Source organism: Pseudomonas alcaligenes (assembly GCF_014490745.1).
Taxonomy (GTDB): domain Bacteria; phylum Pseudomonadota; class Gammaproteobacteria; order Pseudomonadales; family Pseudomonadaceae; genus Aquipseudomonas; species Aquipseudomonas alcaligenes_C.
The window spans coordinates 3363295-3387283 of the sequence record NZ_LZEU01000001.1 but is presented as its reverse complement, the minus strand read 5'-3'; the positions used below and the strand labels follow the sequence as shown (position 1 = coordinate 3387283).

Here is a 23989-nt window from a genome sequence, read left to right as displayed (position 1 = left end):
AGCCCAAGCTCATTGGCGCCGCCCCATTCTTGTTCGAGATTCACGCGATCAATGACGGTCACCAGCTATTTGCCTGACCCGGTAGAGCTGTTAAGTTCCGGCGATGCCTTTCGTCAGACGAAGGACACCGACAACATCAGGTCAAGGGGATAAAAACAATGCAACCTGACTTCTGGGACGACAAGCGCCCGGCCGGCGTAGCCAACCAAGTCGATCTGACCACCTACCGTTCGGTGGTTGAAGTGTTCGAGCGCTCCTGCAAGAAGTTCGCTGATCGCCCGGCGTTCAGCAATCTCGGTGTCACGCTGACCTATGCCGACCTGGAGCGTTATTCCGCTGCCTTCGCCGCCTGGCTGCAGAAGAACACCGACCTCAAGCCCGGCGACCGCATCGCCGTGCAGATGCCCAATATCCTGCAGTACCCGATCGCCGTGTTCGGCGCCATGCGCGCCGGGCTGATCGTGGTCAACACCAACCCGCTGTACACCGTGCGCGAGATGCGCCATCAGTTCAACGATGCCGGGGTGCGTGCGCTGGTGTACCTGAACACCTTCGGCAAGTCGGTGCAGGAGGTGCTGCCCGATACCCAGATCGAATACCTGATCGAAGCGCGCATGGGCGACATGCTGCCGAGCCTCAAGGGCTGGCTGGTCAACAGCGTGGTCAAGCACGTGAAGAAGATGGTGCCGGATTACCAGCTGCCGCAGGCGCTGTCCTTCAAGGACGTGCTGCGTGCCGGCCGCGGTCATGCGCTGAAGCCGGTCAAGGCTGCCCTCGAGGATGTCGCCGTGCTGCAGTACACCGGCGGCACCACTGGCGTGGCCAAAGGCGCCATGCTCACCCACGGCAACCTGGTGGCCAACATGCAGCAGGTGTTCAACTGCCTGCAGCAGCTCGGCGCCGATGGCCTGCCGCTGATGCGCGAAGGTGGCGAGATCATGATCGCGCCGCTGCCGCTCTATCACATCTATGCCTTCACCGCGAACTGCATGTGCATGATGGTCAGCGGCAACCACAACGTGCTGATCACCAACCCGCGCGACATCCCTGGCTTCGTCAAGGAGCTGGGTAAGTGGAAGTTCTCCGCGCTGCTGGGGCTCAACACTCTGTTCGTCGCGCTGATGGATCACCCGGAGTTCAAGAACCTCGATTTCTCCAACTTCAAACTGACCAACTCCGGCGGTACCGCCCTGGTCAAGGCCACGGCCGAGCGCTGGGAGAAGATCACCGGCTGCTCCATCGTCGAAGGCTACGGCCTCACCGAAACCTCGCCGGTGGCCACCACCAACTGCTACGGCACGTTGTCGCGCCTGGGCACCGTGGGTATCCCGGTGGCCGGTACCGCGCTCAAGGTGATCGACGACAACGGCGTCGAGCAGCCGATCGGCGAACGCGGCGAGTTGTGCATCAAGGGCCCGCAGGTAATGAAGGGCTACTGGCAGCGCGAAGAGGCTACCGCCGAGGTGCTGGACGCCGAGGGCTGGTTCAAGACCGGCGACATCGCGGTGATCGACCCGGACGGCTATGTGCGCATCGTCGATCGCAAGAAGGACATGATCATCGTCTCCGGCTTCAACGTGTACCCCAACGAGATCGAGGACGTGGTCATGGCCCACCCGAAAGTTGCCAGCTGCGCGGCCATCGGCGTGCCGGACGAAAAGTCTGGCGAGGCGGTCAAGTTGTTCGTCGTGCCGCGCGAGGGCGGCGTCAGCATCGAAGAGCTCAAGGCCTACTGCCGCGAGAACTTCACCGGCTACAAGGTGCCCAAGCACATCGTCCTCAAGGATGCTCTGCCGATGACCCCGGTGGGCAAGATCCTCCGCCGCGAGCTCCGCGACATCGCCTGAAAGCCTTGCCTGGCCTAAGCTAGGCAGGCATTTTCGACGGGTTTCGTATAAATGACCGATCAGCGATGATCGGTCATTTTTTTGACTGGCAAGGGCAGGTTTGGTGCTAGGCGACCCCTGGCAAAGCTGCTACTCTCGGCGCGCTTTTTTGCCGCACTCGTGCACAAAAAAGGCACACTCATCACAACAAATCGTCGCCATTTGCGCGGTGAACATAGCTGTAGCTCAGGAGTAGGCTTCCATGACCGAAAACTTCTGGAAGGACAAGTACCCTGTCGGGATCGCTGCCGAGATCGATGCCGACCAGTACCCCAATATTCAGGCCGTACTGAAACAGTCCTGCCAACGCTTTGCCGACAAGCCTGCGTTCAGCAACCTGGGCAAGACCCTCACCTATGGTGAGATGTACGAGCTGTCCGGCGCGTTTGCCGCCTATCTGCAGAACCACACCGACCTCAAGCCCGGCGACCGCATCGCCGTGCAGCTGCCGAACATCCTGCAATACCCGGTGGTGGTATTCGGCGCCATGCGTGCCGGCCTCATCGTGGTCAACACCAACCCGCTGTACACCGCGCGGGAGATGGAACACCAGTTCAACGACTCCGGCGCCAAGGCCCTGGTGTGCCTGGCCAACATGGCCCACCTGGCCGAGGAAGTGCTGCCCAAGACCGGCGTCAAGCACGTCATCGTCACCGAAGTAGCCGACCTGCTGCCGCCGCTCAAGCGCCTGCTGGTCAACGCCGTGGTCAAGTACGTGAAGAAGATGGTGCCGGCGTTCAACCTGCCGCAAGCCGTCAAGTTCAATGCCGCCCTGGCCCTGGGCCGTGGCAAGAGCGTCAACGAAGCCAGCCCGAGCAACGGCGACGTGGCCGTGCTGCAGTACACCGGTGGCACCACCGGCGTGGCCAAGGGCGCGATGCTGACCCACCGCAACCTGATCGCCAACATGCTGCAATCCAAGGCGCTGATGGGCTCCAACCTCAATGAAGGTTGCGAGATCGTCATCTGCCCGCTGCCGCTGTACCACATCTACGCCTTCACCTTCCATTGCATGGCGATGATGCTCACCGGCAACCACAACATCCTGGTGACCAACCCGCGCGACCTGCCGGGCACCGTGAAGGAACTGGGCAACTGGAAGTTCACCGCCTTCGTCGGCCTCAACACCCTGTTCGTTGCCCTGTGCAACAACGAGGCGTTCCGTGCCCTGGACTTCTCCGCGCTGAAGCTGACCCTGTCTGGCGGCATGGCCCTGCAGCTGGCCAGCGCCGAGCGCTGGAAAGATGTCACCGGCTGCGCCATCTGCGAAGGTTACGGCATGACCGAAACCAGCCCGGTGGTATCGGTGAACCCGTTCCAGAACATCCAGGTCGGCACCATCGGCATCCCGGTTCCGTCGACCCTGTGCAAGGTTATCGACGACGCTGGCGTCGAGCAGCCGCTGGGCGAGCGTGGCGAGCTGTGCGTCAAGGGCCCGCAGGTGATGAAGGGCTACTGGCAGCGCCAGGAAGCCACCGATGAAATGCTCGATGCCGACGGCTGGCTGAAGACTGGCGACATCGCCATCATCCAGGACGACGGCTTCATGCGCATCGTCGACCGCAAGAAGGACATGATCCTGGTATCCGGCTTCAACGTGTACCCGAACGAGCTGGAAGACGTGCTCGCCACCCTGCCGGGCGTGCTGCAGTGCGCCGCCATCGGCATCCCGGACGAGCGTTCGGGCGAGGCGATCAAGGTCTTCGTGGTGGTCAAGCCGGGCGAAAGCCTGACCAAGGATCAGGTGATGGAGCACATGCGTGGCAACCTCACCGGTTACAAGGTGCCGCGTTCGGTCGAGTTCCGCGACAGCCTGCCGACCACCAACGTCGGCAAGATCCTGCGCCGCGAGCTGCGTGACCAGGAGCTGAAGAAACTGGCCACCCCGGCCTGATCTTCACCCTGAACTGAAAAGCCCCGCTTCGGCGGGGCTTTTTCGTTTCTGCGAGTTACTCAATCGTCCGTCAGGGCCTGGCGCAATGCCTCGGGGAGGGCGGTCGGCTGCTTGCTCTCGGGGCTGATGCACACCTGGGTCATCGTGGCGCGGAAGGTCGCTTCGCCCGATGCCTGGCGGCCTTCCACGGCGAAGCTGAACGAGGTGGCGCCGGGGGCTTCGCTGCGCACCTCGATGCTGATCACTTCGTCCCAGGTCATGGGCGAGAGAAACTCGATCGACAGCGCCCGCGCCGGCGGCAGGATGCCCATGGCGAACAGCTTGCGCAGACCCTCGCCACCGAGCCGGTGGGAGAGAAACTCGTGGATCGCCTCGATGACGAAGTAGGCGATGCGCGGGGTGTAGACGATCCCGGCGGGGTCGCAATCGCCAAACACAACGGTGCGGGTGGTGATGAAGGGCATGGCGGAACGTGCCTGGCTGAGCTGTTGGATGATGCCGCGATCATAACGTGCGGCAGTGGTTTCAGGCGTCCCCACCAGGGCTCAGGCGTTGTTCCAGCCAGGCGCAGAAGTGGCGGGTCAGCGGATCGTTCTCGCTGTCGCGGTGAACCAGCCAGGCCCACTTGGGCCCGCGGATGGTCTGCTCCACCAGCGGCTGCAGCAGGCCGTCGCGGCGCGCCTGGCTGGCCAGCAACTGGCTGACCAGGGCGATGCCCAGGCCCTGGCTGGCGGCATCCAGCAGCAGGCCGGGGTCGGAGAAGTTCAGCCCCTGGCTGTGCTGGCCGATATCCGCGCCGCCCTGCACCTGCCAGTGGCTCCAGTCCATCTCGCGCTCGCCGTGCAGGGTGGTGCGCTGGCTCGCCGGGGTGGCCAGCAGGCGCGGGTGACAGGCCGGGTAGAGGCGGTCTTCCAGTAGCACGCGGAAGCTGCATTCGGCCTGGGCGCTGAGATCGTCGCGCACGGCCAGGTCGATGGTCTGGCTGGCCATGTCCGGTATTTCGTCGCTGGTGAACAGCCACAGGTCGACCTCCGGGTGCAGGCGGTGGAACTCGCCCAGGCGCGGCACCAGCCAGTGGCGGGCGAAGGCCGGCGTGGTATTGACCACCAGCTGGTTGGGCTTGCGGTACTGCTCCAGGCGGCGGATGCCTACGGCCAGCTGCTGCAGCAGCGACTGGGTGGTGCTGAGCAGGTCATGCCCGGCATCGGTCAGGCTGACGCTGCGCCCGCTCCTGAAGAACAGCGGCTGTTCGAGGAAACCTTCGAGGCTGCGGATCTGCTGGCTGATCGCCGACTGGGTGAGGTGCAGCTCCTCGGCGGCCTTGTGGAAGCTGCCCAGGCGGGCGGCGGCTTCGAAGCCGCGCAGGGCGTTCAGTGGGGGCCAGTGTTTGAGCATCTTTGATAAGTCCAGCTAATCAGATTTGAGGAAAATCTATCGTTTGTTGCGCCGTTTTCACAGGCCTAGCATGCAAGCCATCACCGCATTCGCGGTTTTCAGTGATAACAAAGACTTAACTGAAGGCACTTGTATGCAGCATAACGCAGTCGCAGAAAACACCTGGTTCATGCCCGCCGAATGGGTTCCGCACGCCGCCACCTGGATGGTCTGGCCGCACAACCAGCCACTGTGGGAGTCCGGTTGGGGCGTGACCCTGGCCGAGGTGCAGGTCGACTTCGCCCGCGTCGCCAACGCCATTGCCCGCTTCGAGCCGGTGAAGATGGTGGTCGACCGTTCGGCGGCCTTCCGTGCCCGCGAACTGTGTGGCGCCAACATCGAGCTGATCGAGCTGCCGGTCAACGACAGCTGGTGCCGCGACTCCGGGCCGAGCTTCGTCTGCCACCCGCAACTGGGTATGGCCGGGGTCAGCTGGCGCTTCAACTCCTGGGGCGGCAAGTCCGAGCATGATCTCGACGAGGGCCTGGCCCGCCGCATCCTCAACGGCCTCGGCCTGGAGTGCTTCGGTACGCCGCTCTCCAACGAAGGTGGCGCCATCCATGTCGACGGCGACGGCACCCTGATCACCACCGAATCGGTGCTGCTCAACACCAACCGCAACCCGGGCATGAGCAAGGCCGAGATCGAGGAAATCTTCGCCCGTCTGCTCGGGGTGAAGAAGACCATCTGGCTGCCGGGCGACCCGGATCACGTCACCGGCGACATGACCGACGGCCACATCGACGGCGTGTGCGCCTTCGCCAAGCCCGGTGCGCTGCTGGTGGACGCCACCCGTGATCAGTCCTCGGTGTATGCCGAAGTGGTGCGCGAGAACCGCCGTGCCCTGGAGCTGGCTACCGATGCCCGCGGGCGCAAGTTCGAGATGCTCGAGCTGTTCGAGGCCAGCGAGGCGGTGGATACCGAGGCGGAAGTGTTCTGCGCTTCCTACACCAACTTCTACATCGCCAACGGCGCCATCATCATGCCGGCCTACGGCATCGCCGCCGACCAGGACGCGGCCGCCACCCTGCGCATGGCCTTCCCGGGCCGCGAAGTGGTGCCGGTGCAGATCAACAACCTGGCCCATGGCGGCGGCGGGGTGCACTGCATCACCCAGCAGCAGCCGGCCTGGCCGGTGTGGAGCTGATGAGCATGCTCAAGGTCGCTACCACCCAGTTCGCCTGCAGCTGGAACCTCGACGACAACCTCGATCAGGCCGAGCAGCTGGTACGCCAGGCTGCCAGCCAGGGCGCCCAGGTGATCCTGCTGCAGGAGCTGTTCGCCACCCCGTACTTCTGCATCGAACAGCGCCACGAACACCTGGCGCTGGCCGAGGAATACAGCAACAGCCGCGTGCTCAAGCGCTTCGCCGCCCTGGCCCGGGAGCTCGGCGTGGTGCTGCCGCTGTCCTGGTTCGAGAAGGCCGGCAACGCCTACTTCAACTCCCTGGCGCTGGCCGATGCCGATGGCCAGCTGCGCGGCGTGTACCGCAAGACCCATATCCCCAACGCCATCGGCTATCAGGAGAAGGAATACTTCAGCCCCGGCGACAGCGGTTTCCGCGTCTGGGACAGTGCCTACGGCCGCCTCGGCGTAGCCATCTGCTGGGATCAGTGGTTCCCCGAGACCGCACGCTGCCTGGCCCTGCAGGGCGCCGAGGTGCTGCTGTTTCCCACCGCCATCGGCTCCGAGCCGGGCGCCGCGGCGCTCGACTCGCGCGACCACTGGCAGCTGACCCAGCGCGGCCATGCCGCCGCCAACATCATGCCGGTGGTGGCCGCCAACCGTATCGGCCGCGAAGTGGCGACCGGCGATCCGGCGCTGCAGATGAGCTTCTACGGTTCGTCCTTCATCACCGACCACAAGGGCAAGCTGCTCGCCGAGGCCGACCGTGACACGCGCGGCGTGCTGGTGCGCGAGCTGGATCTGGCGGCCATGCGCGAGGAGCGCCTGACCTGGGGCATCTACCGCGACCGCCGCCCGGAAATGTATGGCCCGCTGCTGGGCCTGGACGGTCGGCAAACCCACGTGCGCTGGAATCACCAAGGAGTCTGAGCATGAATGCCAAGAACACACTGTTGATCGCTGCACTGGCGCTGTACGGCGCCCAGGCCTCGGCTGCCGTCGAGGAGAAGACCCTGCGCCTGTACAACTGGGCCGACTACTTCGCCGCCGACACCATCCCCAACTTCACCAAGGAAACCGGCATCCGGGTGATCTACGACGTGATGGACGGCAGCGAAACCCTGGAAGCCAAGATGATGTCCGGCAACAGCGGCTACGACCTGATCTTCCCCGGCGACACCGTGGCCGAACGCCTGATGCGTGCCGGCGCGCTGCAGAAGCTGGAGCCGGAAAAGCTCAAGCACCTGGCCGAGATCGAGCCCGGCCTGCAGCGCCTGCAGACCAAGTATCCGTACTCGCGGCACGCCACCGTGCCCTACACCTGGGGCAGCATCGGCATCACCTACAACGCCGAGGCGATCGCCAAGCGCCTGCCGAATGCGCCGGTGAACAGCCTCGACCTGCTGTTCAAGCCGGAGAACGCGGCCAAGTTCGCCGACTGCGGCATCTCGATGATCGACTCGCCGGACGAAGTGCTGGCCGTGGTGCTCAACTACCTCGGCCGGCCGCCGCGCAGCGCCGAGCCGGAAGACCTCAAGGCCGCCGGCGACCTGCTGGTGTCGATCAAACCGTATATCCGCAAGTTCCAGTCGCAGCCGGTGACCGACCTGGTCAACGGCGACCTGTGCCTGTCGCTCGGCTACAGCGGCGACGTCACCCAGGCCCAGCGCGCGGCCAAGGAAGCCGGCAAGGCGGTGGACTTCCAGTTCCATATCCCCCGTGAAGGCACCACGATCTGGATGGACACCATGGCCATCCCGGTGGATGCCAAGCACCCGGAATACGCCTACGCCTTCATCAACTTCATCATGCGCCCGGAGAACATGGCGGCGATCAGCAACGCCACCGGCTATCCGACCTCCAGCGCCACGGCGCGGCCGATGGTGAATGCCGACATGCGCAACAATCCGGACATCTACGCCGACGACGCCACCTACGAGCGCCTGATTGCCGGCAAGGACATCCCGCAGCGCTCCATGCGTGCGCGCATGCGCACCTGGACGACCTTTAAAACGACCGCTCACTGACCCATGCGCCCGTCGGTGTCCGCCAGCTCCTGAGCTGCCGGGCACTGCGGCGTAGCCATGCCCGCAATTCGACAACAACAAGAAAGGAACCACCGATGAAGTACCTGCCCGCGGCCACCCTGGCCACCGTACTGCTCGCGCCCTGGGGGCTCAGCCAGGCCATCGAGCTGAACGAGGATTTCAGTCTGTACCTGGATGCCGGCGTCTACAGCGACTACCGCACCCGTGGCATCTCGCAGACGCAGAACGACCCGGCCCTGCAGGGCTCGGCCACCCTCAGCCACAGCAGCGGCCTGTATGCCGGAGTGTGGAGTTCCAACGTCGACTTCGGCCTGGGCAGCAAGACCCGCCAGGAGATCGACTACTACGCCGGCTACAACTGGCAGATCAGCGACGACGTCAGCCTCGACACGGCCTACTTCCAGTACGAATACCCGCGGCAGAGCGCGCTCAACTACGGCGAGTACTTCAGCCAGCTGACCGTCTACGGCGCCAAGCTCGGCGCCTATTACTCGGACAACCTCGGCGGCGACCAGAGCTACCTGTACAGCTACCTCGGCTACGGCACCCAGCTGCCGATGGAGGTCGCGCTGGATCTGCGCTACGGCCTGGTCGACCTCAAGGATCCGCTGCTGCTCGACGGCAGCGGCGACACCCGCGACAGCTACAACGAGTGGCAGATCAAGCTGAGCAAGGAACTGCTCGGCCTCAACTGGTCGGCCAGCTACGTCGACACCGACCTCGGCGACAGCGAGTGCAGCAACTACATGGGCTTCGACGATGTCTGCGCGGCGACCCTGGTGCTGGGCGTCAACAAGACCTTTTGAGCCGGCGCCGGGCCGGCGGCCTGTGCGTTGTGCCAGGGAGCAGCAAGCCATTGATGGCGGGCCGTCCGGCTGCGGGCGGCCACACAACTCCACCAGAAGAGGGACACTCCATGTCTACGCGTCGCGATTTCATGAAACACCTGACGATGGCCGCCGGTATTGGCGCCGTTGCTTCCCTGGGCCTGGGCATCAGTGCGCCACGGGTGCGTGCCGCCCTGGCCGGCAGCTGGTACATGCCTGACGAAAGTGAGCTGCAGGAGCGGGTGTTCCTCGCCTTCGCCGCCTCCACGTCGATCTGGGACGACTGGGCCACGGCGGTGAACAACACCGTGGCCACCCTGGCCAAGGCCATCGCCAAGTACCAGCCGGTGACCGTGCTGTGCCGCGCCAACCAGCTGAGCCAGGCCAAGAGCAAGTGCGGCACCACCAACATCCAGTTTTTGACCATGCCGCTGGATGACATCTGGGTGCGCGACTACGGCGGCTGCTTCGTCCTCGACGGGCAGGGCGGGCGCGGCCTGGTCGACTTCAACTTCAACGGCTGGGGCAACAAGCAGACCGCCAGCAACGACACCCAGGTCGCCGATGCCCTGAGCTACGAGATGGACGCCAGCTACATCGGCAGCCAGCTGACCGGCGAGGGCGGTGGCATCGAAGTGGACGGCCACGGCACGGCGATCATGACCGAGAGCTGCTGGATCAACAGCAACCGCAACCCGGGCATGAGCAAGGCGCAGATCGAGGCCGAACTGAAGGCCAACCTCGGCCTGCGCAAGATCATCTGGCTGCCGGGCATCAAGGGCAAGGACATTACCGATGCCCACGTGGATTTCTACGCGCGCTTCGTCAAGCCGGGCGTGGTCATCGCCAACCTGGACAACGACCCCAAGTCCTACGACTACGCGGTGACCCGCACCCACCTGAGCATCCTCCAATCCGCTACCGACGCCGACGGCCGCAAGCTGACCGTGCACACCCTGCCGCCACCCCTGAAACCGCGGCAGAACGTGTACAGCCAGAACAACCCGGACTTCGCCCCGGGCTACATCAACTTCCTGCCGATCAATGGCGCGGTGATCGCCCCGCAGTTCGGCGATGCGGCCGCGGACAAGTACTGCAAGGATCTGCTCACCAAGCTCTATCCGGGGCGCGTCATCGTCCAGGTCAATATCGACCCGATCGCCGGCGGTGGCGGCGGTATCCACTGCGTGACCAAGAACATGCCGCGGCTGGTGTAGCTGTCGGGGCAACGCTGAAGAGCAGGTTTGTCCGTTGCTCCCGCCTGCGCGGGAATGACGGTCTGCTTGAGTGATCTTTACTTGCTCCATCGAGGGAGCTGACCAACCTCCCTTTTATGCCATGCCTCGCCACCCGGCCGGGCATGGCTTTTTTGCTTGAGGAGCGCTGCCATGCGCAGGTTGTTTTTGTCGTTGTCCATTGCCCTGGCGGTCACCGTCCAGGCTGAAGAGCCTGTCGCCAGCCTGGTGCTGCATAACGCCCGCATCTACACGGTGAACCCTGCCCAGCCCTGGGCCGAGGCCCTGGCCATAGACGAGGAGGGCACCATCCTCGCCGTCGGCCGTGCGGCCGAGGTCGATGAATATGCCGATGACGACAGTGACGTCGTCGACCTCGGCGGGCGCCTGGTGCTGCCGGGTTTCCAGGATAGCCATGCGCATGTACTGGACGCCTCGTCCGAGGCCCAGGGCGATTGCCAGCTGGATACCGAGGACGGGGTTGAGCAGTGGCTGGACGCCATTGGCGAATGTGCCGAGGCGGCGCAGGGCGAGTGGCTGCTGGGCAGCGGCTTCGCCCTGCATACCCTGCTCGACAGTGGCGAGAGTCCGCGCGCGCTGCTCGATGAAATCTCCGCTGACCTGCCGATCGCGATCATGGAGGAGACCTCGCACTCCTACTGGCTCAACAGCAAGGCGCTGCAACTGGCCGGCATCGAGGCGGCTGCGGGCAATCCGGTGGGCGGGGTGATCCTGCGTGACGCGCAAGGCAAACCGACCGGCATCGTCCTCGACAACGCCGGCGACCTGGTGATGGACAAGGCCCTGCCGCCCTCCAAGGCGCTGCAGGAGGTGTATTACCAGGCTGTGCTGGCTGGCCAGGACGAGCTGGCGCGCAACGGCATCACCTCGGTGGCCGACGCCCGGGTGTTCTGGCGCCGTGGCCATCTCCAGGCCTGGCAGCGCGCCGCCCGCGAGGATCAGCTCAAGGCCCGCACCACCCTCGGCCTGTGGGCCTACCCGCAGCTGGATGACGACCAGCAGCTGGCCGACCTCAAGGCCCTGTACGCTCCCGGCGCTACCGACAGCCTGCTGCACGTCAGCCAGATCAAGCTGTATGTCGACGGCATCGTGCACAACACCACCGCGCGCCTGCGCCAGCCCTACCAGCACAGCCTGGCCGGCGTCGATCCGCGCGGCCTCTACTACTTCACTCCCGAGCGCCTGGCGCGCTATGCCCGCGAGTTGTCGGCGACCGGCTTCGACCTGCATATCCACACCATCGGCGACCAGGCAGTGGGTGATGCCCTGGATGCCATCGCCCAGGCCACGCCGGGGCGCCATCGGCTGACCCATGTCGAACTGGTCGATGCGGCCGACCTGCCGCGCTTTCGCCAGCTGGACGTGATCGCCGACTTCCAGCCCAGCCGCTACTTCAGCCCGTCGTTCCTCAAGGACAACCAGCCGCTGATCGGTGAGCGTGCCCAGCGCATGCTGCCGATGCGCGCGCTGTACGACAGCGGCGCGCGGGTCACCCTGAGTTCCGACTGGGATGTGAACCCGCTGTCGCCGCTGGGCATCATGCAGAACGCCCTGAGCCTGGGCGCGCGTGGCCTGCCCAACCTGGACGCGGCGATTCGCGCCTACACCCTGGGCCCGGCCTACACCCTGCGCCAGGAGCAGGACACCGGCTCGCTGCAGGTGGGCAAGCAGGCCGACCTGGTGGTGCTGGATCGCGACATCTTCAAGCTGCCGACCAGCCAGATCGGCCAGGCCAAGGTGCTGTGGACATTGCTGGGCGGCGAGGAGGTCTACCGCGCCAAGGGCTTTTAGCCCCCTCTCCCTGCGGGAGAGGGCTGGGGTGAGGGCGGTTTCCCCGGATATTCCCAGCATCCTTCACCCCCGGCCCCTCTCCCGGAGGGAGAGGGGAGTTGCGGCATCGACGTCACCCGCTTGAGCTTATACAGTTGCAGCCACTGCACTCATTGCGACTGGAAGGTGCGCTGCATGCAACTGCCTGACCTCAACCTGCTGGTGGCCCTCGATATCCTCCTCGACGAGGGCAGCGTGGTCGGTGCCGCGCGGCGCATGCACCTCAGCGCGCCGGCCATGAGCCGCACCCTCACGCGTATCCGCGAGGCGGTTGGCGACCCGATTCTGGTGCGCGCCGGTCGTGGCCTGGTGCCGACGCCACGGGCCCTGGAGCTGCGTGAGCAGGTGCGTGGCCTGGTCGAGCAGGCCAGCGGCCTGTTCCGCTCTGCCGAGGTCGACCTGCCGACCCTGCAGCGCCAGTTCAACGTGCGCACCAACGACATCTTCATGGTCTGTTACGGCGGCCGCCTGGTCGAGCGCATGCACCAGCAGGCGCCCGATGTGGTGCTGCGCTTCGTACCGGAGATCGACGGCGACGACGAGGCCCTGCGCGAGGGGCGCATCGACCTGATCATCGGTGCCTCCAGTGCGCAGACTGCAGAGATCAAGTCCCAGGGCCTGTTCGGCAGCCGCTTCGTCGGCCTGGCCCGCGCCGGCCACCCGATCTTCGACGAGCCGATCAGCGCGCAGCGCTTTGCCTCCTACGACCACATCAGCGTGTCGCGCCGTGGCCTGGCCCGCGGCCCCATAGACCACCGCCTGGCCGAGCTGGAACTGGCCCGGCGCGTGGTGCTGATCTCGCCGAGCTTCTTCTCGGCGGTGCTGGCGCTGATGGAGTCCGACCTGATCCTGCCCATGCCCGAGCCGGTGGTATGGGTCTGCCGGCGCCTGGGCCTGCCGCTGCGTTCCTTCGCCATTCCCCTGGCGCTGGAGCCGGTGCAGGTACGCCAGAGCTGGCACCCGCGCTTCGACAACGACTCCGCGCACCGCTGGCTGCGCGGGCTGATCAAGCAGTGCTGCCTGGACGGGCCGGACGGCTGGTCGGATGAATAGTGCGTAGCATGCAATCATAAATTAAGAACATTGCAATTTTCGGCATTGCCGGTGCACCGCAGAATTCACCGGTGTCCTCAATCCGGAAATGCGTCATGCAGCGCTTTGTCCACCCGTTATCCAGGTCGCCGCAGCCATGAATGCCGCCGTGCAGCCGACCCTGGCCGGTGCGGTGGCGCCCGCGCCGATGGCCACGCCGTTCGGCGCGCGCATCGTGGTTGGTCTGCTTGGCGTGCTGCTGGCGGTGCTGGTGGCCGGCTTCAACGAGAACGTGACCAAGGTGGCCCTGGCCGATATCCGCGGCGCCATGGGCATCGGCCACGACGAAGGCACCTGGCTGCTGGCCCTGTACGCCGCACCCTCGGTGTGCGCCATGGCCTTCGCGCCCTGGTTCGCGGTGACCCTCTCCCTGCGTCGTTTCACCCTGTGCGCCATCGCCGCCTTCATGCTGCTCGGCCTGCTCAGCCCCTTCGTGCCCAACGAACGCTGCCTGATGCTGCTGCGCGCCCTGCAGGGCCTGGCCGGCGGCGCGCTGCCGCCGATGCTGATGACCGTGGCGCTGCGTTTCCTGCCGGCCAATATCAAGCTCTACGGCCTGGCCAGCTACGCGCTGACTGCCACCTTCGGCCCCAGCCTGGGCACGCCGCTGGCGGCCTTCTGGGTCGAGTACGTCGGCTGGCAGTGGGCCTTCTGGCAGATCATTCCCACCGGCCTGCTGGCCATGGCCGCCGTGGCCTGGGGCCTGCCGCAGGATCCGCTGCGCCTGGAGCGTTTCGCCCAGTTCGACTGGCAGGGCCTGCTGCTGGGGTTCCCGGCGATCAGCATGCTGGTGATCGGCCTGCTGCAGGGCGAACGCCTAGCCTGGTTCGAGTCACCGCTGATAGTCGCCTTGCTCGGTGGCGGCAGCCTGCTGCTGGTGCTGTTCCTGCTCAATGAATGGCGCCACCCGCTGCCGTTCTTCAAGTTGCAGCTGCTCCAGCTGCGCAACTTGAGCTTCGCCCTGTTCACCCTGGGCGGGGTGCTATTCGTTCTGCTGGCATCGAGCCTGATTCCCTCCAGCTACCTGGCCCAGGTGCAGGGCTACCGGCCGCTGCAGACGGCGCCGGTGCTGCTCACCGTGGCCTTGCCGCAACTGCTGGCGCTGCCGCTGGTGGCGGCGCTGTGCAACCTGCGCCGGGTCGATTGCCGCTGGGTGCTGGCCACCGGCCTGGCGCTGCTGGCGACCTCCTGCGTGCTGGGTTCGCAGATCACCTCGGCGTGGATTCGCGACGATTTCTACCTGGTGCAGGCGCTGCAGATCTTCGCCCAGCCGATGGCCGTGCTGCCGCTGCTGATGCTCTCTACCGGCAGCATAGTGCCGGCGCAGGGGCCGTTCGCCTCGGCCTGGTTCAACTCGGTCAAGGGCTTCGCCGCCGTGCTCGCTACCGGCCTGCTGGATGCGCTGACCACGGCACGCCTGCATTTCCACTCGAGCATGCTGGTCGACCGCCTGGGCAACACGCCGCTGCTGACCGACAGCGCCAACCTGGCCACGCGCCTGCATAAGCAGGCCGTGGTGCTGACCTCGGCCGACCTCTACCTGTGCGTGGCGGCCATAGCCGTCGCGCTGATCCTGATCATTCCCTTCGTCCCCACGCGCATCTATCCGCCGCGCGCGGCCTGACCCGGAGCCTTGCCATGACCCCCGACACTGTGCGCAAACCCATCCCCGTGCTGCTGCCCGGCCTGGCCCTGCTGCTCGGCCTGGGCGTGTGGGGCGCCTGGTATTTCCTGCTGGCCGAGCGCCACGAACAGAGCACCAACGACGCCTTCGTCAGCGCCGACTACACCCTGGTGGCGCCCAAGGTCTCGGGCTTTGTCGACGAGGTGCTGGTGGAGGACAACCAGCGGGTCAAGGCCGGCCAACTGCTGGCGCGCATCGACGACCGCGACTACCGTGCCGCCTTGGATGGCGCCCGCGCCGAAGTGGCCAGCGCCCAGGCGCAGCTGGCCAACGCCCAGGCCACCCTGGAGCGTCAGCAGTCGCTGATCGACCAGGCCGGCGCCACGCTGCAGGCCGACCGCGCCGAAGTGCTGTTCGCCCAGCGCGAGCGCGAGCGTTACCAGCGCCTGGTCGGCCGCGGCGCCGGCACCCTGCAGAACTCGCAGCAGGCGCAGAGCCGCTACGACAGCGCCCGTGCCAAACAGCAGGAAAACCGCGCCGGCCTGCTGGCCACGCAGAAGCAGACCGACATCCTCGCCGCCCAGCGTGATGCCGCCCAGGCTGCGCTGCAGAGCGCCCGGGCCAATCAGGAACGGGCTGAGCTGGATCTCTCCCATACCGAGCTACGCGCCCCGGTGGACGGCATGGTCGGGCGCCGCGCCGTGCGCATCGGCGCCTACGTCAAACCGGGCGATGTGCTGCTGGCCGTGGTGCCGCTGGACAGCGCCTACGTGGTGGCCAACTTCCAGGAAACCCAGTTGCACCACATGCGCCCGGGCCAGCCGGTGAGCATCGCCGTGGATAGCTTCCCCGACGCGGTATTGCACGGCCATGTGCAGAGCCTAGCGCCGGCCACCGGAGTGACCTTCGCGGCGGTGGCGCCGGACAACGCCACCGGCAACTTCACCAAGGTGGTGCAGCGCATCCCGGTGAAGATCGCCCTCGACCCGGATCAGCCGTTGCTCGGCCATCTGCGCGTCGGCATGTCGGTGGATGCGCGGGTGGATACCGCGGCCAAGGTTGAAGGGCTGGTGTGCGATGCCGATAGTTGCCAGGCGGAGGAGCCGGTGGCCGGGCATCAGCCGGTGGGCGATGTGGCGGCCGAGCTGGCGGCGGATTCCTGAGCCGTGCTGGCGCGGGTTGCACCCGCCCTACGTCGGCCACAAGCCACTGCGGGGCAGAGATTGCTGACAGATTTTCCAGCCCGTCATCCCCGCGCAGGCGGGACAGCGGCTTTATCGCTGAACAGCGCTTGCGCTGGCCCGAAGGGGAATAAACCAGTGGCCGGCAACTCCGGCTATTTCTGTATCACCGAGCTGGTTTGAACTCTTCTGGATCCCCGCCTTCGCGAGGATGACGGAGGATTACTCAAGTTGGGCGCTTGTTTCCGTAGCTGCGCGAGGTATGAGCTGATTCAGTAGGGCGGGTGCAACCCGCGTAACTGCTCCCGCCAGACCTACCCCAGCTTCAGCCGCCCAATCGCCTGGTTCAGCTCACCAGCCAACCCGACCAGCTCGGCGCTGGTGCTGGCCGAGGCCAGGGTCTGCTGCACGGTCTGCTCGGTGACATCGCGGATGCCGACTACCGAGCGGGTCATTTCCTCGGCCACCTGGCTCTGCTGTTCGGCGGCCACGGCGATCTGCGTGTTGCTCTGGCGCATCTGCGCCACCGCCTGGGCGATGGTGGCCAGGGCCGCGCCGGTGGCACCGGCTTCCTCCACGCAGTGATCGGCCTTGAGCGAGCTGTCGCGCATGAAGTCCAGGGCGTCGCGGGTGCCGGCCTGCAGGTTGCCGATCATGCGGGTGATCTCGTCGGTGGAGTCCTGCACGCGCTTGGCCAGGTTGCGCACCTCGTCGGCCACCACGGCAAAGCCCCGGCCCATGTCGCCGGCGCGCGCCGCCTCGATGGCCGCGTTCAGCGCGAGGAGGTTGGTCTGCTCGGCGATGCCGTGGATCACATTGACCATGCCGCCGATGGTCTGGCTGTCTTCGGCCAGGCGCTCGACCATTTCGGCGGTCTGCTGCACGCCCTGGGACAGGCTGGCGATGGCCGTGCCGGCGCGCGCCACCACTTCCTGGCCGGCGCCGCTGAGGCGATCCGCCTCGGTGGCCTGGTCGCGGGTGTCGGCGGCGTGCTGGGCGATATGGAACACGGTGGCGGACATCTCGTTGATCGCCGTGGCCGCCTGGTCGGTCTCGCTCTGCTGGCCGAGCATGCCCTGGCGTACCTCGGCCATGCTCCCGGCCAGGCGCTTGGCGCCGTCGTCCAGGCGCGCGGCGGCCTGGGCCACGGTACCGACCACGCGCTGGTAGCCGCTCTGCATGGCGTTGAAGGCGCCGGCCATCTGCCCGACCTCGTCCTGGCTGTCGCTCGGCGCGCGTGCTGACAGGTCGCCGCTGCGCTCGACATGCAGCATCACGTCCTTCAACTGGTTGAGATGGCCGAGGATAAAGCGGATCAGCAGCTGCGAAGCGCCGAGCAGCAGGAGCATCAGCGCGGCGACCGCCAGGGCGTAGCTGCCGGCGCGCAGCTCGAACAGCTGCCACAGGCTCGGTGTCTGGGCCAGCACGGCCAGGCGCTGGCCGTTGCCGGCATCCTGCACCCAGGCACCGACCAGCGGCTGCTCGCCCCACAGGCGGTCGCCGTCTAGTTCGACCCAGCCACGGGCGCCGAGCAGGGCGGCGCTGTCGATACCGGGCAGGCTCGGCCGGCTGCCGGCGGCAAAGCGCAGCGCATCCTTGGCGGCTGGCGCCGTATCACCAGGCCATTGCGCCAGCAGCGCAGCGCGATCCTCGGCGGCCTGGCGGGCGGCGTCGATGCGCCCGGCCTGTTCCTGATGCAGGGCGAACAGCACCAGCAGCAGGGTGGTGGCGAAGGCGACCAGGTTGACCGCCCAGAACTTGTATTTCAGCGAGAGATTACGGATCAGCGCGCCCATGATGACCTTCTACTGCAGGTTGGCTGGCATTTGGCCATGCAGCTTGCCGCAGGCGCGCCGGGCGGCTGTTGATCCCGGTCAAGGTTGCTGTGCGGGCTGGGCAAGCTCCGGGCGGGCTGCGACAATCCCGCTTCGAATTCACCGTAGGAGCGAGCTCTGCTCGCGAATGCCCTGGCGGTGCGCTGTTCGCGAGCAGAGCTCGCTCCTACTTGTCGTTGCCCATGACCGATACCCGTAATCCGCTACTGAACAACCTCGACCAGGCCATGCAGGCCGACCGTCACCGCCTGCGCCGCCAATTGCACGAGCTGCAGAAACACCCGGACGAAGCCAAGCAGGCGCAGTGGCTGGAGCGCTTCCAGGCATCCGTGGCCAAGGTCGAGGCGCGCAAGCGCAGCATCCCGACCATCCGCTACGACGATGCCCTGCCGATCGCCGCCAAGCGCGACGAGATCAAGGCCGCGCTGCAGAAGAGCCAGGTGCTGGTGATCGCCGGCGAAACCGGTTCGGGCAAGACCACCCAGCTGCCGAAGATCTGCCTGGAGATCGGTCGCGGCGTGCATGGCCTGATCGGCCACACCCAGCCGCGGCGCCTGGCCGCGCGCAGCGTCGCCACCCGGGTCGCCGAGGAAATCGGCACGCCGCTGGGCGAGCTGGTCGGCTACCAGGTGCGCTTCGAGGATCAGAGCAAGGACGGCACGCTGATCAAGCTGATGACCGACGGCATCCTGCTGGCCGAGACCCAGCACGACCGCTACCTGGAAAAGTACGACACCATCATCGTCGACGAGGCGCATGAACGCAGTCTCAATATCGACTTCCTCCTCGGCTACCTGAAGACCCTGCTGCCGCGTCGCCCCGATCTCAAGCTGATCATCACCTCGGCGACCATCGACCTGGAGCGTTTCTCCAAGCACTTCAACGACGCGCCGATCATCGAAGTGTCCGGCCGCACCTACCCGGTGGAAACCTGGTACCGCCCGCTGGCCGCCGAGGTGGACGAGGAGGGCGAGAGCCTGCTCGACGACCTCACCGTCGACCAGGGCATCCTCGCCGCGCTGGACGAGATCGCCGCCCATGAGCAGGCCGAGGGCAAGCGCCCCGGCGACGTGCTGGTGTTCCTCCCCGGCGAGCGCGAGATTCGCGACGCCGCCGAGGTGCTGCGCAAGGCCAACCTGCGTTTCACCGAGGTGCTACCGCTATACGCGCGGTTGACCCCGGCCGAGCAGCAGAAGATCTTCGCGCCCATGGCCGGGCGCAAGATAGTGCTGGCCACCAACGTCGCCGAGACCTCGCTGACCGTGCCCGGCATCCGCTATGTGATCGACAGCGGTACGGCACGCATCAGCCGCTACAGCTACCGCGCCAAGGTGCAGCGCCTACCCATCGAGGCCGTGTCCCAGGCCAGCGCCAACCAGCGCAAGGGCCGCTGCGGCCGGGTCGAGCCGGGCATCTGCATCCGCCTGTACCGCGAGGAGGATTTCCTCGGCCGTCCCGAATTCACCGATCCGGAAATCCTGCGTACCAACCTGGCCGCGGTGATCCTGCAGATGCTCCATCTGCGTCTGGGCAGCATCGAGGACTTCCCCTTTATCGAGCCGCCAGATGGCAAGGCCATCAGCGACGGCTTCACCCTGTTGCAGGAGCTCTCGGCGGTCAACCGCGAGAGCCAGCTCACGCCCATCGGCCGTCAGCTGGCGCGTCTGCCCATCGACCCGCGTCTGGGGCGCATGGTGCTGGAAGCGGCCAAGCTCGGCAGTCTGGACGAGATACTCATCGTCGCCTCGGCGCTGTCCGTGCAGGATCCGCGCGAGCGGCCGATGGAACGCCAGCAGGCCGCCGACCAGGCCCACGCGCAGTGGAAGGATGTGGACTCCGATTTCGCCGCGCTGATCAACCTGTGGCGCGGCTTCGAGGAGAAACGCCAGGAGCTGGGCAGCAACCCGCTGCGCAACTGGTGCAAGAAGAACTTCCTCAACTACATGCGCCTGCGCGAGTGGCGCGACGCCCACCGCCAGTTGGTGCTGATCGCCCGCGAGCTGCAGCTGTCCGCCGGCAAGTCGGAAGGTGGTCGCGAGCGCCCGGCCCAGGGCGAGCAGAAGGCCAAGCCGACCACCGACACCAAGGTCAATGTCATCGTCCGCGAGCAGGCCGAGGCCAGCGAGGCGGCGCAGCGCGCCAAGAGCTACGCCGCAGTGCACAAGGCGATCCTGTCCGGCCTGCTCAGCCAGATCGGCCAGAAGACCGAGGACGGTGATTACCTGGGCGCGCGCCAGCGGCGCTTCTGGATTCACCCGTCCTCGGTGATCGGGCGCAAGAAGCCGACCTGGGTAATGGCCGCCGAACTGGTGGAAACCACCAAGCTGTTCGCCCGCCAGGTGGCCAAGATCGAGCCGGACTGGATCGAGCCGCTGGCCGGCCACCTGATGAAGAAGAACCATTTCGAGCCGCACTGGGAGAAGCGCCGTGGCCAGGTGGTGGCCTTCGAGCAGGTCACCCTGTACGGCCTGATCGTGGTCGGCCGCCGCCCGGTGCATTTCGGCCCGGTCGACCCGGTCGCCTCGCGCGAGCTGTTTATCCGCGACGGCCTGGTGCGTGGCGAGATCAACAGCCGCGCCAAGTGTCTGGCGGCCAATCGTGAGCTGCTGGAGCGCCTCGACGAGTTGGAAGCCAAGGCTCGCCGCCGCGACATCCTGGCCGACGAGGAAACCCTGTACGCCTTCTACGAGGCGCGCATCCCGGCGGAGATCCACCAGGCCGCCACCTTCGAGCATTGGTACAAGAGCGAGGGCGCGAAGAACCCGCAGCTGCTGATCATGCGCGAGGAGGACGTGCTGGCCCGTGATGCCAAGGAAGTCACCGCCGCGCAGTACCCGGACATCCTCCAGCTCGGCGAGCTGCAACTGCCGCTGACCTATCACTTCGAACCCAACCACCCGCGCGACGGCGTGACCTTGCGCGTGCCGGCGCCGTTGCTGCCGCAACTGCCGGCGGATCGCCTCGAATGGCTGGTGCCGGGCCTGATCGAGGCCAAGGCCATTGCCCTGGTGCGCAACCTGCCCAAGGCGCTGCGCAAGAACTTCGTGCCGGTGCCGGACTTCGTCGGCGCCGCCCTGTCGAAGATCGTCTTCGGCCAGGGTTCGCTGCCCGAATCGCTCGGTCGCGAGCTGACCCGCATGACAGGCGCCCGTGTCTCCGACGAGGCCTGGGAGGAAGCGGCGCAGCAGCTGGAAGCGCATCTGAAGATGAATCTGGAAGTGGTCGACGCCCGTGGCAAGTTCCTCGGCGAGGGTCGCGATTTGGCCGAGCTGACCGCGCGCTTCGCCGAAGCCAGCCAGGCGGCCCTGGCCATTCCGCAGCAGAAGCAGGAACAGAAACCAGTCGAGGCCAAGGCTTTCGCCCAGGTCGCCGAGAAGACCCAGCAGAAGATCGCCGGCCTCTCCATGACCGTGTTCCCGGCGCTGGTGGAAGAGGGCGGGGTGGTCAAGGAAGGACGCTTCCCGACCCAGGCCGAGGCCGACTTCCAGCACCGCCGTGCCCTGCAGAAACTGCTGTTGCAGCAGTTGGCCGAATCCGCCAAGTTCCTGCGCGGCAAGCTGCCGGGCCTTACCGAGCTGGGCCTGCTGTACCGCGAAATGGGCCGCCCCGAGGCGCTGGTCGAGGACATCCTGCTGGCCAGTCTCGACGCCTGCGTGCTCGAGGGCGAGGCGACACTGCCGCGCGATGGCGCGGCCCTGGCCGCCCTGGCCGAATCGAGGCGCGGCGACTGGACGGCTCACGCCGAGCGCATTGCCAGGCTGGTGCTGGACATCCTCAAGCTCAGCCACGGCCTGCAGAAGCGCTTCAAGGGCAAGATCGACCTGGCCCAGGCCATGGCGCTCAACGACATCAAGCAGCAGCTGGCCAACCTGGTCTATCCCGGTTTCGTCCGCGAGACACCGGGTGAGTGGCTGAAGGAAATCCCGCGTTATCTGAAAGCCATCGAGCAGCGCCTGGACAAGGTCGGTGCCCAGGTGCAGCGCGACCGGGTGTGGACGGGCGAATTCGCCGCTGCCTGGGAGCAGTACCAGGCCCGCGCCGCCAAGCACGCCCAGGAAGGCAAGCGCGACCCCGAGCTGGTGCTGTACCGCTGGATGCTGGAGGAATACCGGGTGTCGCTGTTCGCCCAGCAGCTGGGCACCCGCATGGCGGTATCCGACAAGCGTCTGAGCAAGCAGTGGAGCCAGGTCGAGGCCTGACTCTCTTCAGTCATCCAAGGCAGTCAATTCCATGTTCGAAATCCAGCCCATGAGCCCCGAGCTCTACCGCCAGCAGACCCGCCGCAGCACCTTCGTGGTCATCGCCATCTTCCTGGCGCTGGGCATGCTCTGCGCCACCGCCAGCACCCAGCTGTTCGGCGGGCCGCCCGGGGAGAACTTCAAGTGGAACCTGCTCGGTGTGCTGAGCGGCCTGGGGCTGACCATCGGCCTGGTGCGCTACCAGTTCTGGGGGCAGCCGTGGATGGCGGCGGCGGTGTATGGCTGGCAGCTCAAGCGCAGCCTGCTGCGCGTCACCAACGTCATGCACCATGTGCAGGCCGGCGTGGCGGCCGGTGACGAGAGCGCCATGAAGCTGCTGCGCTTCTATCACCTGGGGGTAACCCAGATGCACCAGCTCGACGGCAACAGCAGCGACCTCAGCCAGATGGTCGGCGAGATCAATGCGCACTGCGATGCCATGGCGCAGCGCGGGCTGGAGCTGGAGCAGAAGCGCCTCGATCCGGCCTGGCTGGTGGCGGTGAAAGGCATCAAGGTATAGGGCCTGCCAAGGCTGGATGGCCGCACTAGAAACCAAGCCCCGCCGGAGCGATCCGCGCGGGGCTTTGTTTTGGGCTCTGGAGCAACTCAGGTGCCGTTCTTGATCCTGCTCCAGGCGCGTGTCCGTACGCGTTCCAGTTTCAGTGGCAGAGTCTCCAGGGGGAACAGGGTGTCCATGACCGCGGCGGAGGGGTAGAGCATCGGGTCGTTGCGCAGTTGTGCGTCAACCAGTGCGGTGGCGTCGCGGTTGCCATTGGGATAGCCGACGTAGTTGGAGCTCTTGGCGATGATGTCGGGGCGCAGCATGTAGTTGAGGAAGGTGTAGGCCTGCTGCGGATTGGGCGCGTCCTTGAGCACCACCAGGTTGTTGATCCACACCGGCGCGCCTTCGCGCGGGATGCTGTAGGCCAGCTTGATGCCGTTGTGGGCGTTCTCGGCGCTGAGCTTGGCGCTGTACACCGAGCCGCCCCAGCCGACCACCACGCAGATGTCGCCGTTGGCCAGGTCGGTGGTGAATTTCGAGGAATTGAAGTAGCGCACGTAGGGGCGAATGCTCTGCATCAGCGCCTCGGCCTTGGCGTAGTCGTCGGGGTTCTTGCTGTTGCTGGGCAGCCCCAGGTAATGCAGGGCGATGGGCATGATCTCCACCGGCGCATCGAGCATGGCCACGCCGCACTGGCTGAGCTTGGCGATGTTTTCCGGCTTGAAGATCAGTTCCCAGGAGTCGACCGGAGCCTTGTCGCCGAGCAGCTCGCGCACCTTGTCGACGTTGTAGCCGATGCCGGTGGTGCCCCACATGTAGGGGATGGCGTAGCGGTTGCCCGGGTCGTTCACCTCCAGCTTGCGCAGGAGCTCCGGGGCCAGGTGCGACCAGTTGGGCAGCTGCGTGCGATCGAGCTCCTGGAGCAGCCCGGCGCGGGCGAAATTGGGTAGCAGGTCGTCCGGCACCACCACCACGTCGTAGCCGCTGCGCCCGGCCATGAGTTTGCTTTCCATCACTTCGGCGTCGTCGAACACGTCGAGCACTGGGGCGATGCCGGTTTCTTGCTGGAATTCCCTGGGGGTTTCCGGGGCGAGGAAGTCGGACCAGTTGTACAGGTGCACGCTGGGCGCATCCGCCCAGGCATTGCCCAGGGTGGCGCCGAGCAGGCAGGCGAGGGTGAGGTTGAGCAACGGCTTGTAGGTCATGGCGGGCTCCTG

17 protein-coding genes are annotated in these 23989 nt (G+C 66.2%); 13 read left to right on the top strand and 4 right to left on the bottom strand.

All coding sequences use genetic code 11. The features are described 5' to 3' along the window. Positions 1–158: 158 nt before the first annotated feature. Together fadD2 and fadD1 are read left to right on the top strand one after the other, a co-directional pair. Complete coding sequence (gene fadD2 / locus A9179_RS15370) at positions 159–1847, top strand: long-chain-fatty-acid--CoA ligase FadD2 (protein WP_187807092.1); 1689 nt, start codon at positions 159–161, stop codon at positions 1845–1847. A 241-nt stretch (positions 1848–2088) separates the two neighbouring features. Further along, complete coding sequence (fadD1, locus tag A9179_RS15365; protein ID WP_187807091.1) at positions 2089–3780, top strand: long-chain-fatty-acid--CoA ligase FadD1; 1692 nt, start codon at positions 2089–2091, stop codon at positions 3778–3780. Positions 3781–3839: 59 nt separating this feature from the next. Here fadD1 and A9179_RS15360 read toward each other — a convergent pair whose 3' ends face one another. Both A9179_RS15360 and A9179_RS15355 read right to left on the bottom strand, forming a co-directional pair. Beyond that, positions 3840–4319: an acyl-CoA thioesterase gene (locus tag A9179_RS15360; protein ID WP_394354733.1), complete on the bottom strand. Its 480-nt coding sequence runs from the start codon at positions 4317–4319 to the stop codon at positions 3840–3842. Further along, positions 4306–5175, bottom strand: coding sequence for a LysR substrate-binding domain-containing protein (locus A9179_RS15355; protein ID WP_187807090.1), 870 nt, complete (start codon positions 5173–5175; stop codon positions 4306–4308). Before A9179_RS15355 ends, A9179_RS15360 begins: the two co-directional genes overlap by 14 nt. Positions 5176–5308: 133 nt before the next feature. Here A9179_RS15355 and A9179_RS15350 point away from each other — a divergent pair, with 133 nt between their 5' ends. The 9 genes from A9179_RS15350 to A9179_RS15310 all read left to right on the top strand — a co-directional run bounded on the left by A9179_RS15350 (position 5309) and on the right by A9179_RS15310 (position 16179). After that, positions 5309–6361: an agmatine deiminase family protein gene (locus tag A9179_RS15350; RefSeq protein WP_187807089.1), complete on the top strand. Its 1053-nt coding sequence runs from the start codon at positions 5309–5311 to the stop codon at positions 6359–6361. Then, a complete protein-coding gene (gene aguB / locus A9179_RS15345; RefSeq protein ID WP_187807088.1) occupies positions 6361–7269 on the top strand; it encodes an N-carbamoylputrescine amidase in 909 nt (302 codons plus the stop codon). Before A9179_RS15350 ends, aguB begins: the two co-directional genes overlap by 1 nt. A gap of 2 nt (positions 7270–7271) precedes the next feature. Further along, positions 7272–8366 (top strand): extracellular solute-binding protein, encoded by a 1095-nt coding sequence (locus tag A9179_RS15340; RefSeq protein ID WP_187807087.1) that lies wholly within the window; start codon positions 7272–7274, stop codon positions 8364–8366. Between the two features lie 95 nt (positions 8367–8461). After that, positions 8462–9193, top strand: coding sequence for a TorF family putative porin (locus A9179_RS15335; RefSeq protein WP_187807086.1), 732 nt, complete (start codon positions 8462–8464; stop codon positions 9191–9193). A 110-nt stretch (positions 9194–9303) separates the two neighbouring features. Then, complete coding sequence (locus A9179_RS15330; RefSeq protein ID WP_187807085.1) at positions 9304–10431, top strand: agmatine deiminase family protein; 1128 nt, start codon at positions 9304–9306, stop codon at positions 10429–10431. A gap of 171 nt (positions 10432–10602) precedes the next feature. Then, the gene (locus tag A9179_RS15325; RefSeq protein ID WP_187807084.1) at positions 10603–12261 is read left to right on the top strand and encodes an amidohydrolase; all 1659 of its coding nucleotides are present in this window, start codon (positions 10603–10605) and stop codon (positions 12259–12261) included. Positions 12262–12435: 174 nt separating this feature from the next. After that, positions 12436–13353 (top strand): LysR family transcriptional regulator, encoded by a 918-nt coding sequence (locus A9179_RS15320; protein ID WP_187807083.1) that lies wholly within the window; start codon positions 12436–12438, stop codon positions 13351–13353. Positions 13354–13489: 136 nt separating this feature from the next. Beyond that, positions 13490–15016, top strand: a complete 1527-nt coding sequence (locus tag A9179_RS15315) for an MFS transporter (RefSeq protein WP_187807082.1) — start codon at positions 13490–13492, stop codon at positions 15014–15016. Positions 15017–15030: 14 nt separating this feature from the next. After that, the gene (locus A9179_RS15310) at positions 15031–16179 is read left to right on the top strand and encodes an HlyD family secretion protein (RefSeq protein WP_187807081.1); all 1149 of its coding nucleotides are present in this window, start codon (positions 15031–15033) and stop codon (positions 16177–16179) included. Between the two features lie 332 nt (positions 16180–16511). Here the strand turns inward: A9179_RS15310 and A9179_RS15305 are convergent, their stop codons facing one another. After that, complete coding sequence (locus A9179_RS15305; protein WP_187807080.1) at positions 16512–17993, bottom strand: methyl-accepting chemotaxis protein; 1482 nt, start codon at positions 17991–17993, stop codon at positions 16512–16514. 221 nt (positions 17994–18214) lie between these two features. Between A9179_RS15305 and hrpA the strand changes: the two genes are divergently transcribed. After that, on the top strand, positions 18215–22231 hold the full coding sequence (hrpA, locus tag A9179_RS15300; protein WP_187807079.1) for an ATP-dependent RNA helicase HrpA: 4017 nt from the start codon (positions 18215–18217) through the stop codon (positions 22229–22231). Between the two features lie 31 nt (positions 22232–22262). Next, entirely contained in the window at positions 22263–22790 is a 528-nt protein-coding gene (locus A9179_RS15295) for a DUF3087 domain-containing protein (protein WP_187807078.1), read from the top strand. Positions 22791–22876: 86 nt separating this feature from the next. Here A9179_RS15295 and A9179_RS15290 read toward each other — a convergent pair whose 3' ends face one another. Next, entirely contained in the window at positions 22877–23977 is a 1101-nt protein-coding gene (locus A9179_RS15290) for a polyamine ABC transporter substrate-binding protein (protein WP_187807077.1), read from the bottom strand. Between the last annotated feature and the right edge of the window lie 12 nt (positions 23978–23989).